Annotated in this window: 16 protein-coding genes; 1 reads left to right on the top strand and 15 read right to left on the bottom strand. The window is 32.6% G+C overall.

Annotation, left to right across the window (positions count from 1 at the left end; genetic code table 11):
• Window positions 1-2: 2 nt before the first annotated feature.
• The 12 genes from ACS8MM_RS06995 to ACS8MM_RS07050 are packed head-to-tail and all read right to left on the bottom strand — an operon-like array spanning window position 3 to window position 10,578.
• A complete protein-coding gene (locus tag ACS8MM_RS06995; RefSeq protein ID WP_379714610.1) occupies window positions 3-953 on the bottom strand; it encodes a glycosyltransferase family 2 protein in 951 nt (316 codons plus the stop codon).
• Window positions 953-1,870, bottom strand: a complete 918-nt coding sequence (locus tag ACS8MM_RS07000) for a glycosyltransferase family 2 protein (RefSeq protein ID WP_379714614.1) — start codon at window positions 1,868-1,870, stop codon at window positions 953-955. Before ACS8MM_RS07000 ends, ACS8MM_RS06995 begins: the two co-directional genes overlap by 1 nt.
• Entirely contained in the window at window positions 1,871-2,608 is a 738-nt protein-coding gene (locus ACS8MM_RS07005) for a DUF1796 family putative cysteine peptidase (RefSeq protein WP_379714616.1), read from the bottom strand. It abuts the gene before it with no gap.
• A gap of 41 nt (window positions 2,609-2,649) precedes the next feature.
• The gene (locus ACS8MM_RS07010) at window positions 2,650-3,681 is read right to left on the bottom strand and encodes a glycosyltransferase (protein WP_379714619.1); all 1,032 of its coding nucleotides are present in this window, start codon (window positions 3,679-3,681) and stop codon (window positions 2,650-2,652) included.
• Entirely contained in the window at window positions 3,638-4,561 is a 924-nt protein-coding gene (locus ACS8MM_RS07015) for a hypothetical protein (protein ID WP_379714622.1), read from the bottom strand. The genes ACS8MM_RS07010 and ACS8MM_RS07015 overlap by 44 nt, the downstream gene beginning before the upstream one ends.
• A 1-nt stretch (window position 4,562) precedes the next feature.
• Window positions 4,563-5,216 (bottom strand): acetyltransferase, encoded by a 654-nt coding sequence (locus tag ACS8MM_RS07020; protein ID WP_379714624.1) that lies wholly within the window; start codon window positions 5,214-5,216, stop codon window positions 4,563-4,565.
• A 5-nt stretch (window positions 5,217-5,221) separates the two neighbouring features.
• Window positions 5,222-5,857: a class I SAM-dependent methyltransferase gene (locus ACS8MM_RS07025; RefSeq protein WP_379714626.1), complete on the bottom strand. Its 636-nt coding sequence runs from the start codon at window positions 5,855-5,857 to the stop codon at window positions 5,222-5,224.
• 2 nt (window positions 5,858-5,859) lie between these two features.
• The gene (locus tag ACS8MM_RS07030; protein WP_379714627.1) at window positions 5,860-6,558 is read right to left on the bottom strand and encodes a WbqC family protein; all 699 of its coding nucleotides are present in this window, start codon (window positions 6,556-6,558) and stop codon (window positions 5,860-5,862) included.
• Complete coding sequence (locus ACS8MM_RS07035) at window positions 6,555-7,631, bottom strand: DegT/DnrJ/EryC1/StrS family aminotransferase (RefSeq protein WP_379714630.1); 1,077 nt, start codon at window positions 7,629-7,631, stop codon at window positions 6,555-6,557. Before ACS8MM_RS07035 ends, ACS8MM_RS07030 begins: the two co-directional genes overlap by 4 nt.
• 2 nt (window positions 7,632-7,633) lie before the next feature.
• Window positions 7,634-8,410 (bottom strand): FkbM family methyltransferase, encoded by a 777-nt coding sequence (locus ACS8MM_RS07040; protein WP_379714632.1) that lies wholly within the window; start codon window positions 8,408-8,410, stop codon window positions 7,634-7,636.
• Window positions 8,411-8,423: 13 nt separating this feature from the next.
• On the bottom strand, window positions 8,424-9,686 hold the full coding sequence (locus ACS8MM_RS07045) for an ABC transporter ATP-binding protein (RefSeq protein ID WP_379714634.1): 1,263 nt from the start codon (window positions 9,684-9,686) through the stop codon (window positions 8,424-8,426).
• A 31-nt stretch (window positions 9,687-9,717) separates the two neighbouring features.
• Window positions 9,718-10,578, bottom strand: coding sequence for an ABC transporter permease (locus ACS8MM_RS07050; RefSeq protein ID WP_379714637.1), 861 nt, complete (start codon window positions 10,576-10,578; stop codon window positions 9,718-9,720).
• 202 nt (window positions 10,579-10,780) lie between these two features.
• Between ACS8MM_RS07050 and ACS8MM_RS07055 the strand changes: the two genes are divergently transcribed.
• Window positions 10,781-11,518, top strand: a complete 738-nt coding sequence (locus ACS8MM_RS07055) for a tyrosine-protein phosphatase (protein ID WP_379714640.1) — start codon at window positions 10,781-10,783, stop codon at window positions 11,516-11,518.
• Window positions 11,519-11,546: 28 nt separating this feature from the next.
• Here the strand turns inward: ACS8MM_RS07055 and ACS8MM_RS07060 are convergent, their stop codons facing one another.
• Genes ACS8MM_RS07060 through ACS8MM_RS07070 form a run of 3 tightly spaced genes read right to left on the bottom strand, consistent with a single transcriptional unit; the run spans window position 11,547 to window position 16,635 of the window.
• Window positions 11,547-13,904 (bottom strand): GumC family protein, encoded by a 2,358-nt coding sequence (locus tag ACS8MM_RS07060; protein WP_379714642.1) that lies wholly within the window; start codon window positions 13,902-13,904, stop codon window positions 11,547-11,549.
• Between the two features lie 9 nt (window positions 13,905-13,913).
• Window positions 13,914-14,708, bottom strand: a complete 795-nt coding sequence (locus tag ACS8MM_RS07065; protein ID WP_379714644.1) for a polysaccharide biosynthesis/export family protein — start codon at window positions 14,706-14,708, stop codon at window positions 13,914-13,916.
• 4 nt (window positions 14,709-14,712) lie between these two features.
• Entirely contained in the window at window positions 14,713-16,635 is a 1,923-nt protein-coding gene (locus ACS8MM_RS07070; RefSeq protein WP_379715014.1) for a polysaccharide biosynthesis protein, read from the bottom strand.
• Window positions 16,636-16,675 lie beyond the last annotated feature (40 nt).

Here is a 16,675-nt window from a genome sequence, read left to right on the forward strand (position 1 = left end):
TTTTATCTGAACAAAAATGGGAAAAGTTTTCTTCTCTGCCTAATTATTGGACAGTATTTAATCCATAATGATGAACCAACTAATTTAGGATTTTTTATGATTAAGTTGAACCAATATTTCATCTCGGTTCGTAATGTATACTTTTCTTTGTTGCGGTAATAAAAAAGAAAGTTCAACAACAAATCAATATTCCTTTTCGGCTGATTCTGTTTCAATCCCCATCCAATAACTGACCTATACATCGCATCTCTGTGCTGTTTATATACAGAATCCTGATTAAACACATTCGTTTCATGTACCCCTCTCATAGCAACTGGGACTTTGATCTCTCCCGAAACCAATACACAACCCATTGCCATTTTCAAAAGCCAATCTGTATCTTCAGCTACCACTAAATGAGTTTCAAAATAACCAATTTGCTGTAAAACATCTTTTTTTATTGTTAAACCATCAATGGAAAAATACCCTTTCTTACCGTGAAGTAAACATTCAAACAGTTCATTTGGTTCAATGGATTCTGTCACCGTTGTCATTTCCAATTCACTTTGCTCATCAGCATTTGATTTTCTGTAAAAACAAACTCCAATTGCATTATAAACTCCATCAATATTTGGTTGCGACTTAAATTGTAGTTCATCTACCGTAAATCGGTTGTTCAAATAAAAATCATCCGCATCTAGAAACGAAATATAGGGTTGTGTCGCTTTAAGTAGAGCCAGATTACGGCTAGCAGATCGTCCTTTATTACTATTATTAAGATGTTGATATATTTTAATTCTATCGTCTTCATTTTGAAGTTTTCGAATTATTTGCAATGAATTATCTAGACTTCCGTCCTCGACAATTACTATTTCTTTCACGGCTTCGAGTGCTAAAGCAGATCGAACAGCTTTTTCCACAAAAGCTGCTGCATTATAAACAGGCATGATTACTGAAACAGAAAAGTCTATCATTATTTTTTATAAAATTTGAATCTAAAATAACGGTTACATAACTTCAAAGTAGCCAGAAAAAAGCCGGATTTCAAAAGCTGGTTAATCAACTGTATTGCAACTTTAAAATTGAGTGTATTGTTTAATTTTAGTTTATGAGCAAATTCTAAAATTAAAAACTCCCGTTGATCCCTAGTAAAATGTTGGCCCGTTTCTTTTGCTATTAAAAATTGGTAAAATTCCAGTGTTGCCTTATTCTTTAGTGCAACATTATCCTTTTTACCTGTTATACTGTTTTGAGATACTCTTACCGACACCATAGCTTCATTAATGGTAAAAATATTTTGATACTCACTAAATTCTAACCAAGCTCTGTCATCTGAATGCCAAGCCAACGGATAATCATAAAAGAAGTACTTTTCGTAGGTTGTTCTTAAAAATATATGTTCTGATAAAGAACTTCTAGATTCTCCCATTAAATTTCGGAAATAAGAATCTGTGGCTTTTTCTACTTCGGGATGATAATAAGGAAAATAACCTTTGAGCAATTCATTATATTCATCAATATATTGTGAAGCATAACGAATTACTTTGCAATCGGACAATTTCGCCTTATCGATACAATTATAAAATAAAGATATACAATTTGGATCCAATACATCATCATCGCCTAAAACCATAATCCATTCTTCATTTTGAATTAAATCAATACATCTTTGCCATTGTTTCACTAATGATATTGCACCTAAATTGGTTTCAAATTTTCTATACTCAATAGCGATTTGAGATTGGAATTTTGCTACGATTTCACAAGGATTATTTGGACTAGCATCATCACCTATATAAACACGAAAACGCTTGTCTGTTTGAGAAGCAAGCGATTGAATGGTCCTTTCAAAGAAAGCGATGTTATAATATGGAATAACTACTGCTAACATCTAAAAAACTTTCTTTTTAATAATTCTAAATTTGGGCCATCCTATACTACGCACTATCCCTAAATCATTGAGTAATTTTTCATACTTTGTCTCATCCCCCCAAATACCAAATTTCTCACGTTCTCTAACATAAGTTATCATCCTACAGTTTGGCAACTCATTTACACGTTTGATTACAGCCTTACAATACTCTTGATTTTCAGAGACAGACTCATCGCAACGTAAGTATATTGATAATTCATCTTTAGGTTTTAGAAGCGTTATAAATTTTTGGACAGAAAGAATAAAGTCTTCTACTTTTGTTTTACTGTCAAAATTTACACTTGTAGTATTGTGCACAAAATAGCAGTTTTTGCTTTTATAAATTTCAAGTAATTTTTCACAGCGCTGATGGATTTTCTCTCTTAATGCTTTATTTGTAATCAAATCGTCAAAATGATAAAACAAAGCGTCAGGATAGGAAGAAGCGAATACTTTTTGCTGGTCATTTACGGCCAATTCGTGCATAAAAAACTGAAAAGAATTGCTGATATTTTCAAAAGCATATTGCAAAGCGACTGTTGTTTTTGTATCCAACCAATCGAAAGGAAGGCTTTGTTTTCTCAATTCCATTTTCGTTAGCATATAAGCTGGGTGACAATCGCAACCGATTGGGATCACACTTTTTTTAGTATGGGATTGATTACTGATCCTTAGCTTATAAACAAAACTCTTCGATTTCCAAAAAATTACATCCATGTAATAAATTCTAAACTAATTAAAGTCAACCGACAACTAACTTATCTCTTAATAACCGTTTTAATTATTCCTTTTAAATGATATTTAAAAGTTTGCAATTTATTTCTTTCGATATGCAGCTTTTTTTCGGTAAGTTTTTCAGAAACAAATGGCAGATATAAAACAAGAAATTGTTTCAAAAAAGCGTTATCTTTTTCTTTATTCAATTGTTGCAAAAGTAAACTTGGCGTGCCATTATCAATATGAAAATTAAAGAATTTCAGACTTCCATATATTCTATTGAGCAATATAGCTACTATATCTTTTTTATCTTTTAAAGCAGAAGCGATTAAAACGAATGTTTTTATTGACTTATACAGCATGACATCAGAATTATTCCCTGAGAAAACTCCAACTCCATATCGATAAACAGCCATAGGTTTTTCAATATGTTTTAATTTCCCATATTGCGCCAGGAGCATATACAAAAAATAATCACCAATAGGGGTTTGGGCAAACTCAATTGGCATTGACTTGAGGCAATTTCTGTAAACTACAGATGGTGTGTGAATATAGTTTCCAAATTTTGCTAAAGTTTCTACAGTTTCATAATTGTTAGGAATAGTCGTAATTGAATCTTCAACTAAATCCCCATCCATTTGTAAAACTTGTACTTGATGAAAACTTAATACATACTCCTGATTAGCTTCTAAGAAATCGACTTGTATTTGGAGTTTATGAGGATCGGTCCAATAGTCATCTGCTTCCAACATAGCAATATACTTAGCCCCACTTTCAAAGCACTCTTTGTAAATTTGCAGAGCATTCTGAGTCCCTCCGATATTTGTTTCATTTAAAAAAAGTTCGATTTTGTCAGGATATTTTTCCTTCAGCTCATTACATATTTGTCTCGTAGTATCAGTTGAACAATCTTCCCCAATAAATAATTTATAATTGAAATTGGTTTTTTGCATCATAACAGATTCAACAGCCTGTTGAATGAACTGTTCATGATTATATGTAACCATCCAAATGGCTAAAAAAGGAACTTTACTCCCAAACTGCATATCCGAATCCCGTTTTTCCAAATCCATTACCATTATAGAGCATTATCAGTTCATTGTCATTTTTAAAAACATAGGGATAAGACATCATTTCGGAATCCCATCCTTCTTTTGAAATTTCAATACCAACTTCATTGTCTTTTCTTACCCAATCAACACCATCAGAGGATTCTGCATATCCAATTTTATAACTATTATCGACATTATTTCTATAATCACTTTTCTTCCTTTTACCAAACCACATCTTGTATTTCCCTTCTTCTTTTATCACAGATGCGCTTACCAAACCTCCTTCATCATTTTTTAATTCGATAGCTACTTTACCTGTTTGATTCCACTTGATTCCATCGGGAGATTCAGCATATTTTATATTATAAATTGGTTCTGCCTTACCCTCTATTTTTTCCCACTTGATACATGACAAATACCACATTTTAAACAAACTATCCTCAAAAAAAACAAATGAAGTTCCGGAAAAATAGGGTTCAATAAAGTTAATTGAAATTATTGGTCCTTCAGAAAATCTGGTAAAAGTTGCACCACCATCCTCACTTACTGCCAATCCGACCGCATTCTGAAACGGAACTGTACCTCTTGTTGTCCACCCGATATAATACAGATATTTCTTATCACCAAGGGTAATTATCGAAGAGGGCATAATTCCAGAATCATCGAATGCACCTAAATTACCTAGCTCAAAAAGAGGCTTGGTATGCTTATATATTATTTTTTCCGGGTTGTATTTTTCAACTTCTATGTAGGAAACATTACTTCTACCCAATGTATCTCTAGAAGCGTAATAAATTCTAATTCGGTCTTCCAACAAATCAGCAACAGGTACTTGTGCATGACTTTTATTCCAATCAAAAGCCCCATCCACATTGAAAATATTACCTTTTTTTATCCACATTTTACAGTTCTTTTGTTGATTTCTCCGACTTAACAGCAGGATTACCTTTGTATAATCCCCATGGTTCTGTATTTTTAATAATACTAGCCGCCATGGCGACAAATGTTCCTTCAGCAATAGTCACACCATCTCTAATTGTCGCATTAACCCCCAAAGTACAGTAGTTTTCTACCACACAGTGACCGGACAAAACCACTTGTGATGTAAACATAATGTGGTCTTTTAGTACTGAATGATGCCCGATATGATTTCCACTCCATAATATCACATTATTTCCGATAGTAGTAAAAGGCTGTATGGTATTGTTTTCCAGAATAAAGCAATTATCACCAATAGGATTACCAAACAATGTTGCCTTACTGCTTACATAGCTAATGAATTCATATCCTTTAGATTTTATTTCACTATAAATTTGCTCCCTTAACCTATTCATTTTTTGGGGTGACATTGGAGCAAAAAAGTGATATTGAGAGGAAGGATATACATTTTCAATATTTTCAAAGGCAACTATAGGCAGATTTTTAAAAAAGGTATTTTCAGGCATGTATTGTTGATTTACACAAAACGCGACCACTTCATGTTCCGAATCATTCTCTAAATAATAATGTGCCAATTCAGCAAAATCCTGAATTCCGAATATTATAACTTTAGCCATATTGCTTATTTTTTTAAAACATATACAGTATATTCATACAGGCCATAATCATTTCTTATTATATAATTGCGTGTCAAGTTTTTACATAAAAACTCACTCAAAAGATCATGTGGCACATGAAACAAATCCTCCCTTTCCCACTCCACACTTTTTGACATTACATTGAATGCAATTCCTTTAGAAGCCTTTTCATAAACTAAGATTATCAATTTTGTAAAATAATCCCACATTTGATCAAAAGTCAACTCTCTCTTTTCTGTAAAGACACCATTCATCACGATATAATCAAAAGTAGGCATATTAGATTTAGTCTCAAAAATATCGCAACAATAAAAATCAACTGTAGGAAATTTTTTTTGAGCAATATCCACAAACTTTTGAGAAATATCGAGTCCTGAATATTGAATGTTTTGATATTGATTTTTAATAATATACTCAAGCAAATGCGCTGTACCACATCCAAAATCTAATACTGTTGGAGATTTTAGATTTTGTTCATCGAACTTGATTATATCTAACATTACCTTATATCTTTTATCCACATCCTCAATTTTGGGCCAATCGACCCCCAAATGATTGTCTCCATGTATTTCCAAACATTTTTCGTAATGGGAAATTATTTTACTATAAGGCTTTTTCATAATTAAATTAATTCGAATTTATTTAAAAACTTCCTAGACTCTTCTATTGAATTAAACATAATTACATCAATAATAGACAGCCATGGCCTAAACTCATCTTTAAATTGTTTATAAGCAATGTTTTCGGATTTCAAGAAATGTAATTTTATTTTCTTTTCCATAAAATGGGCTTTAGTGTATAACTCCATCCCTCCAATTGCATTAATATATTCAGATGCATTCAATTTAACACATATATCTATAATTTTACTCTCCCCTTTCAAATCATTATTCTTTCCGATTTCAGAAGACCTTACTAATTGAGTATCAATTTTCAAGTAATCACAAAGTTCTTGTATAGAATACATAATATATGCAGCTAAGTTCGATTCCTCAAAACTTATTATTCTCTCCAACATCGGGAAAACGTCCTCATAAAATGGCGCTTTTTTATAGGATAGATTTAAGGTTTTCAAAAGGTCTTTTTTCCATTTATTTACATCGGAAACAGATATTTCATTTATGAGTTTATTTTGACTCGCGTCCTTCAATGACACGCTAAAAAGGAAGGATTTATTATTCACTAAAATAGTGTTCCTATTTATCCACCCCTTTTTTATATAATTTACGTCATCATAAATAACAAATACATCTACTGCATTAATCAATTGAAAATAGCCAATATATGGCATAAAATAAGGCTGCATTATAGCAACTCTCATTTCACATTTGAATTAATCAATGAAACAATTCGCTCTAATTCAAGAGTACTTAAGCCGACATACAATGGCAAACACAATATACATGAAGCGATACTTTCAGAAACTTTCATTTCAGGAGCCTTTACATACTCTACTTTATTTAGAGAAGGGTAAAAATACCGTCTGGGAAATATATTCTCATTATTTAAACTTTCCTGTACTTTCAACAACATAGCTTCATTTTCAAAAATTACTGGATAATAACTGTAATTCCATTGTGAATTTTCTCTTATTTTTAAAACTCTAAGTTTTGACTTATTTAAGTTTTGATTGTAAAAATCCACTACCTTTTTTCGTTCTTGCGAAATAGTTTCCATGTAAGGCAAAACACTTAACCCCATAGCCGCTTGCAACTCTGATATTTTACCATTAATACCCAATCCATGAAAATTCAAGGGGCCATTATGCCCAAAATTGTGGCTGTAGAACAGTTGGTGATGTAACTTTTCATCTTTAGTGAACAAGGCACCTCCTTCACCAGTATGAAACAATTTTGTGGCGTGAAAACTGCATGTACTCACATCACCATATTCAAAAATAGATTTTCCATTATATGTAATACCGAAAGCGTGAGCAGCATCATAAATCACTTTTAAATTATGTTTTTGTGCAATGGCATCTATTGCCTCAACATTACACGGATTTCCAAAAACATGAGTCGCGAGGATAGCTGTTGTTTTATCATTTATTGCTGCTTCAATCTTTGTCTCATCTATGGTTAAATACTCAGGATGTATATCAACAAATACAGGCTGACAGTTTTCCCAAATTATAGAGGCTGTTGTAGCCACGTAACTAAAGGGTGTTGTGATAATTTCTCCAAAATTCCCTAACACCTTCAATGCTATCTGTAGTGGAATTGTACCATTATTTGTAACAATTATATTGGATACTGACAAATAGTTTTTCAGCTTTTCCTCTAACTCCAAAACCAACATACCACGATTGGTTAACCATTGGTTTTGCCAAATTCGCTGTAATTGCTCTTGGTAATCTTCCAAAGGAGGCAGAAAAGTTTTGGTAACATTAATCATATTTAAATATTAATTGTATAGCTATCAACTACACCTCCTTTTTTAACAAACGCTAGTTCAACTAACCAAAGCACTTTAGGCTGAAAAGGGCGATTTAAGTCTGTTATTTCAAAAAGTCTATATCCATTTTCATCCATGAAATTAATCATTTTCAAAAAACTATTATCAAAAACTTTATTTACAACCCCTACTTCAACCATAAATATTTCTGTTTTCCCAAAAAGTGAGTTGGCACCTTTTAAAACATCGATATCCAATCCTTCCGCATCAATTTTAACAATATCAGGAATGGGCAAGTTACTCTTTTCATTCAACTCGTTCAAGGTAACGATAGGAATTTCAACCTGTTTAAAGCCATTCGCCTTTGCTTCTTCTTCAGTATAACGGAAGGAACAACTATCATCCCTATCAACTATTGTGAAATTAAAAAACCCTGACTTTGCACCAGCCCCCACAGCATTAAAAGTGATTTTATCATTAGTATCCAACAAATCTTGCAAAGAAGGTTTTAACCATTCCTGGGGTTCCAAAAGAGTATAATAGGCATTTGGAAAATACTTAAGCGTTTCTCTTGTCCAAGTTCCATGATTTGCGCCAACATCAACAATATGTTTTGGGCTAAACCCCATCTTTTTTAAGTTTAAAAAAAAAGTCTCCAATAAATTATTCTTATCTGATTCAGCACTCTTAATTTGTACTTCGGCAGATTTCACATAACCTAAACGGGTTACAATTGGATCCAAAAACAAGTGCACAATTTTTTTTATTTTCTTTTTCATTTTTTTGCAAAGTTTAAAGGCGCGTCCATTCGAAAACTGGTTTTATAAACCCAGGCTCTTTACCTAGCCAGGCTCCGAAACCTCGTTGACCTTCCTGAATCACGAAACTCATAATATCGGGTTCATGAAACACGGTCCTTTTAGCATCTTCGATAATATAAAAATCCAGATAATAGTTTCCGATATTTAAAAATCCTTTTGGGAAGCAACACTTGAGATGATTTGTTCCATCTTTTAGCTGCAAGCCGGCATTCACATTTGAAAATGCAAATAAAGGATTTCCTTCTTCATTCTTTAAAACATAGGTCAGATGAAATCTTTCAGAATTCTCTTTGATTATAATTCTTGTATTAAATTCTAATTCTTGATATTCATCCAAATTTTCATCAGAGGTTTTCCCTTTAGGATTTATGTATATCTCTAATAACTGAAACTGTTCACAATTATATTCTTTTCCGAATTTTTTATGATTAAGACTCTCCGAATCACCACTCAAATAATTAGTTACAGCATTATGAGCTAATCCTTCATAAAAAACCTGTCCGTTTTTTAACACCAATCCTTTATTACACAAACTCTTTACAGCAGCCATATTATGACTCACAAACAACACAGTTCTTCCTTCACCTTTGCTGACATCATTCATCTTTCCCAGACATTTCTTCTGGAATTCTGCATCACCAACAGCCAATACTTCATCAACAATAAGAATTTCCGATTCCAAATGGGCTGCAACGGCAAAAGCCAATCGAACATACATTCCGGAAGAATAACGTTTTACAGGTGTGTCAATATAACGTTCCACCCCAGAAAAAGCGACAATTTCATCAAATTTTCTAGTAATTTCGCTTTTTCGCATCCCCAATATAGCTCCGTTCAGATAGATATTTTCTCGACCTGTCATTTCTGGATGAAAACCGGTACCCACTTCCAATAACGAAGCAATTCTTCCTTTGGTATAAATTTTACCAGTAGTGGGTTGGGTTACCTGACTTAATATTTTTAAAAGCGTACTTTTTCCCGCGCCATTACGACCAATAATTCCTATAGAATCCCCTTGACCAATTTCGAAATTAATATCTCTGAGTGACCAAACGTATTCACTTTCACCTTTTACCGAGCGATTATTAGCTTCACCTATTTTTAAAAAAGGATCTTCATTTCCCCTAACATTGTGCCACCATCTCTTTAAATCATCCTTAACTGTACCAGTACCAACTAATCCTAATCGATATTGCTTTGAAATATTTTCCGCTTTTATAACTATCTTACTCATGTTCTATTATATTCTTCAATCCAATAATTGATTAGACTGTATCCATGAAAGTCCTTTGTGTTTTATTAAAAATCACAATACCTATCGCTAAGATCCCGATTCCAAACAAACTTGGGTATACTAATGAAGACACTGTAAACTCACCTATTCCTAAATAGGCGTGTCTCATATAATTGAATAATCCAACCAATGGATTGAGATTAATAATCCATTTATAATCAGACGGAATGGATGAACTTGGATAAATAACAGGAGTTGCATACATAAACAACTGTATTCCAAAGGAGATCAACTGGTTTAAATCTTTATACTTCGTAGTCATTGAAGACAAAATAAGCCCTATTCCCATGGCTATTATTGCCATTATACAAATCACGATTGGCGTAATCAATATCCAATTATTAGGCTGTATTTCTTCTTTACACCAATAGTAATACAACACAAAGAGAATGAACATCGCAAACTGCACACCAAATTTCATTAAATTAGAAATAACAATCGTTAATGGCATGATTAATCTTGGAAAATAAACTTTCCCGAAAATTCCGGCATTGGCATTAAAGACACCTGCAACGGAAGTTAAACAAGTAGAAAAGTAATTCCACAAAGTAATTCCTGCCATATAAAAGACCAGTTTGGGAGCATTTTCTGTGGATAACTGTGCCACATTCCCAAAAATAACGGTAAATGTAATAGTGGTTAGAATCGGTTGAATAAAAAACCAAAGAGGTCCCAAAATGGTTTGTTTGTAAACAGTAACAAAATCCCTTCTCACAAATAAAAAGAGTAAATCTCTATAATGCCAAACTTCCTTTAAACGCAAATCAAACAAAGAAGTCCGAGATTCTATGACTTGATCCCAGTGCTCTTCTTGTAACGTTTCTTGCTTCATTTTTCAATCTATTATTTACGTTGCAACTTAACAATAAAAAGAATGGAAAACAAATATAAAAAACCCTCCAAAGTATCCGATATAAATGTCATTTCATTCATTCAAAACCTTAATAAAAATCAAAAAAAGGCTTTTATTTAATTATTAACAGGCCTTAAACTTATTGTAATTGACAAATCCCTACATTTGTAAAAAAAAATCCATGTTCTTTTTCAAAAAAAACAAACCCGTACTTAAAGATATTATCCCGGATGGTTATACCGACATCCATTCTCACCTCTTACCCGGAATTGATGATGGCGCAAAAGACATTGAAGAAACTCTTTATTTGGTCAAGAGTTTAAAAAGTTTCGGATTTGAATCGTTTACAACTACACCACATACTTTCAGCGGATTTTACAACAATACCAAAAGTGGAATTCAGAAAGTGGAAGCTGAAACGCAAAAAACATTGACTGAAAATCATATTCACAATCCATTCAAAGCTGCCTCTGAATATTTATTGGACGACCATTTCATAAATTTGTGCAAAGCAGGTGAAGTTTTGACCATTAAAGACAATTTAGTATTAGTTGAAATGTCTTATCTAAATGCACCAATTCATCTTTATGATTTGCTTTTCGAAATGCAAGTAGCAGGATACAAACCTATTTTAGCACATCCGGAGCGTTACATGTTTTACCACAAAAAAACAGATGAGTACAAAAAACTAAAGAATGCGGGATGTCATTTCCAGCTTAATTTACTATCTACCGTTGGTTATTACGGCAATGAAGTAATGCAGGTTGCCGATTTTCTTTTAAAAACCAATTTAATAGACTTTGTGGGCTCCGATGTACATCATAAAAAACACATCGAATCCTTTGATAAAAAAATAGAATTAAAAGAAATTGACAATTTAAAAAGTGTTATTCACAACAATCAATTTTTCAAAGAATAAAAAAAGGGACTTTTAAAGTCCCTTTTTTTTATCCAAATATTTTCGTTAACCAATTCTTTTTCTTTTGATCATGGACACCATAACCGTAACCATATCCATACCCTTTAATAACATCAGTATCATTAAGTAGCATACACATACTTGGTAATTTTTTGTCTCTGTATAAAGACTCTGGCATTCTCAACATTTCTTTATCTAGATAATTTGCTCTAACCACATAAATAAAAGCGTCGGCAAATTTAGAAATCAGTAAGGTATCAGTAACCAAACTCACTGGAGCTGTATCAATAATTATATAATCGTATTGTTGCTTTAAATCTTCAAACATGGTTTCCAGCTTCACACTCATTAACAATTCAGCAGGATTTGGCGGAATAACTCCAGCCGGAAGGATGTCAAATTGTTCATATCCGGTTTGTGAAACAATATAATCTTCAATAACTGCATCTGCTGTTGATAAGAAGTTTGTTAAACCTTTTGTTGGTAAAGTTACATAATCATCAATTCGAGGATTACGAACATCCATACCGATAAGTAAAACTTTTTTCCCTGAAATCGCCACTGTAGCTGCCAAATTAACCGCTATAAAGGTTTTTCCTTCAGCCGGTAAAGTGGAAGTTAGCATAATTATTTTCGCTTTACCAGGTTCTGAATTATTTAGTATAAATTCTAAATTTGTTCTTACTATACGAATTGCTTCAGCCGAACTAGTTCTACTATCTGATTTAATGATTTCGTTATGCGATTCAGAGTGCGGAACATCACCAATAAATGGAACACCTAAATGATCCAGATCATTTCTGTCTTTGACTTTTGTATCCAACAGACCTTTCACATAGATAAACGAAAAAGGAACCAACAATCCAAGCACCAAAGAAATAAGATATATTATTTGTCTTTTAGGTGATACCGGCATATTTGGAGAATAGGCTTCATCAACAACTTTAGAATTTGGCGCAGTACCCGCAAGGGCAATAGCAGTTTCTTCTCTCTTTTTAAACAAATACAAATACAATTCTTCTTTAATTTGTTGTTGTCTAAAAATATTCCTGAATTCTCTTTCCTGTTGTGGTAAACGCGATATTCTTCCTCCCAATACATTTCCTTGATTCTGTATATCTCTATCCTTAACAGACAATGAAGACTTCAATCTCAATAAACTTTCATTGATTGAACGCTTTAATGCTGTAATCTTATCATTAGTTCTAACTACCAGTGGATTTTCAGGAGTAGAACTTTTAAGAATTCTATTTCTCTCTACAACAAGATTATTATAACTACCTATAAGTTCTGCAGCATTTACATCTGAAGGCACGATATTGGCCGGAATTACATCTGAATCAGCATTTGATTTCATGTATTGAATCATAAGATCAACCACTTTAATCTGAGTACCAATTGAAATTTCCTCTGCTTTAAATTCACTTGCACTTTGAAGATTCAGTTCCGCTTCAGTAGGCAAGTCAGTAATTTTATTTTTCTTTTTATAAGTCTCTACATCTTTTTCAACATTACCCAATTCATCTGTTATGATAATTAATCGCTCGTTAATGAACTTTGCTGTTTTTTCAGAAATTAAATTCTTATCATTAATTGCCTCACGATTATAAATCTGGACTAGTTTATTAAGAAAATCTTCAGCTCTTTTACTTACTTGATCGGTTATAGAAATCTCAACCACATTGGCAAATTTCGAAAGAGTAATCACGTTGATTCTCCTTTTAAAATCATCTACAGTAGCTTTAAGATTTGAAATCTCAATAATCACTCTTGATTTTTTAAGTGGTTCCGGTTCGTCAAACTCATTTAAAACAATACGTCTGTCAATTTTATAATCGCCTAATGTTTTTGACTTTATGATTTGTCCGAAGGTAAAAGTTCCTAACTTATTGTTATCCTGATTGAATAAATGAAACTGATTCCCAGATACAATTTCAACATTTAGAACCGTATCTTTTTTAAACAATCTTCTCTCTTTATTGAAAAAATTTATTTTAACAGGGTTACCACCGTAAGCATCAGATGATTTAATGCGTCCTTCTGCAATATAACGAACATTAAACTCCCCTTCTTTAACTGTTTTTTCAATTAATTTTCTAGATCGTAAGACTTCGATTTCGTCTTCGATTTTACTTTTGGTACCAGAAAAAAGTTCCAAATCTTGAAAAGCTGATAATTCAGAAGCTAGATTATTTCCGCTATCATCTTTGATTAAGATAGTTGTGGTTGAGTTATAAAGAGGTACAGAATAACGTAAATATAATTTTGCCAACGCAAAAAAAGCAAGAATACTCAATAAAAACCATTTCCAGTGCATTAAGTATTTAAACAATAAATCTCTCAACTTCAAAGAGTTTTCCTCTTTATTATTATTGATAGGCAACATACTTAAATTTTAGTTTTTATTGATTAAAAGTATAGAGAAAATAGCCGAAGACAACAAAGATGCTATAGATATCCATACAGTAGTATTTTGGTTAAATGTAGACGAGCTACTTTTAGCTCCGTTTGGCTCTACATACACCATATCGTTTTGTGACAAATAATAATAAGGTGAATTAATAAAATCAGCTTTAGTAATATCAATACGTCCAATAGATTTCTTTCCTTGAACTTCCCTTACAATCACTATATTATTTCTTTTTCCGTAGATTGTTAAATCCCCAGCCATACTTAAAGCCTCAATAAGAGTAACCCTTTCACTGTTCACTGGATAAGTTCCAGGCTTGTTAACTTCTCCCTGTACCGTAACTTTATAATTCATTATACGAATATTAACAATTGGATTTTTAATGTATTGAACCAATTTATCCTTTAATTGAATTACAACTTGGTCTTTCGTTAATCCTCCCATTTGTAGTTGACCCAAAATAGGGAAATCAATCATTCCTTTTTTATCAACCAAATACAATTGCTGTTGGCGTTGCGCCATGGAAGCTTGTCCTGATACAGTCGGTATATTTTCAGTAGTAAGATTAAAAGGGGCTGCTGCTTCTGGATCTTGAGCAGATACTATAATTAACAATAAATCATCAGGTTGAATCGTAGGTTCAAAACTTGAACCATCCAAAGCAGATAATTGTTCAATATTTTGAAAATATGCAATTTTTTTTTGCTGACTGCAGCTGGTTAATCCGATTATGGCTGACAATAGGAACAAAACAGCAGCAATCTTGGGTAATCTGATCATAATTTTAATTATTTTTTTTATCTAGGATTTCAAAAATTGAATTCAAACTTTTAAACTCTGGTACCAAAATCTTCATCTTGGTAACTACCAAATGATTATTATATTGTGAAGCTGCTTCTAAAATTTCAGCAATTGATATGGAAACATTTTCAAAATAATCTATTTCTTCTTGTGTAACCATTATTTTATCATGATGGGTTGGCAGCGTTTTTGAGGTATCATTTAGTAATTCTTCGTACAATTTTTCACCAGGACGCAAACCTACAACTTTTATTTTAATATCGCTATCCGGCACATAACCCGCCAATCTGATCATTTTTTTGGCTAAATCATATATTTTAACTGGTTTCCCCATATCAAAAATATAAATTTCTCCACCATTACCCATTGCTCCTGCTTCTAAAACGAGCTGACAGGCTTCGGGTATTGTCATGAAATAACGGATAATCTCTTTATGTGTAATTGTAACGGGACCTCCCTCGGCGATTTGCTTTGAAAACAAAGGCACAACCGAACCATTTGACCCTAATACATTCCCAAATCTAGTTGTAATAAATTTTGTTGTCCCTTTGTTTTTTTTAAGTTCATAAAAATACAATGATTGAACATATTTTTCTGCTATTCGTTTGCTGGCTCCCATCACATTACTAGGATTAACAGCCTTATCCGTAGAAACCATTACAAATTTCTCAACACCAAACTGCAGTGCTAAATCTGCAAGATTTTTGGTTCCCAACACATTAACAAAAATTGCTTGTGAAGGATTGTCTTCCATCAAAGGAACATGCTTATAAGCAGCGGCGTGATAAATCAGATTAGGTCTATACAATTCAAATATTTTTTCCAGTCCAATTTTATCTCTAATATCAGCAATAATAGAAACAATATTGGTGGTAATCTTCAACTTTTGAAGTTCTAAAGTCAAATCATGCAAAGGAGTTTCCGCCTGATCTAGAACTATTATTGTATTCGGATTAAATTCCATTACCTGACGGACAATTTCACTTCCGATAGAACCCGCCGCACCAGTAATTAAAATTGTCTTATTTTTTACCTGCGATGAGATTACTTTATTATCAAGTACAATAGGTTTGCGATCTAGCAAGTCTTCAATTTGAAAACTCTTAATTTTTTTTGAAATCTCCTTTTGATCTTCCCAGTTTGAAATCAAAGGAACAGTATAAACTTTCAGATTAAACTCTAAACATTCATCAACGATAGCCAATTGCTCCTCTTTTGACAAACCTTTATCTGCTATAATCAAAGCCTTTGCATCAAGCGATCTCATGACAACTGAAATCTTTTTCTTTTGGTTAATGATAGGAAGTCCTAGAATTTGTTTGGATTCATTATGGCTGTATTTATCAATAAATCCAAGTAACTTAAATCTTCTTGGAATTTCAGATTGTAACGCATTGGAAACCGAAATTGCATTTGCATCGGCACCATATACTAGAGCATTCACCAAATTTTCGCCCTGAATCCCTTTGATATAAACTTCAAAAACCTGCTTAACAAGAACCCTATAAAGAAACAGCAAGCAAAAAGAGAAGATAACATTGATCAATAATGCAGTTGACAGGAAAAGATTTTCTTTATAAACAATTGAAAAACCTAAATTGATCAATACCAGAAAAAAGAAAGTTATAACTTGTGAAAATAATATTTTAATAGCATCTATAAAGGAAGAATGCCTGATAATACCAGAGTAGGTTTTAAACCACCAAAAAAAGAAAACATTAAATCCAAAATACAATACGATTTTTAAACCATTGTGTCTACTACTAAAGTACTCAAGACCAATACCTTTAAAAAGATAATAGGTTACTGCACCTGAAAAAGCAATAGCAAAAACATCTAATAGAAGAATAACCCATCTTGGCAGATAACCAAGATTTTTAAGGTTAAACCAATTTCTGTCAAGCATTAACAACTGCTTTACAACCGATTTGATAGTAGCTTTTTCT

It is taken from the genome of Flavobacterium sp. MAHUQ-57 (assembly GCF_051908335.1).
Lineage (GTDB): Bacteria > Bacteroidota > Bacteroidia > Flavobacteriales > Flavobacteriaceae > Flavobacterium.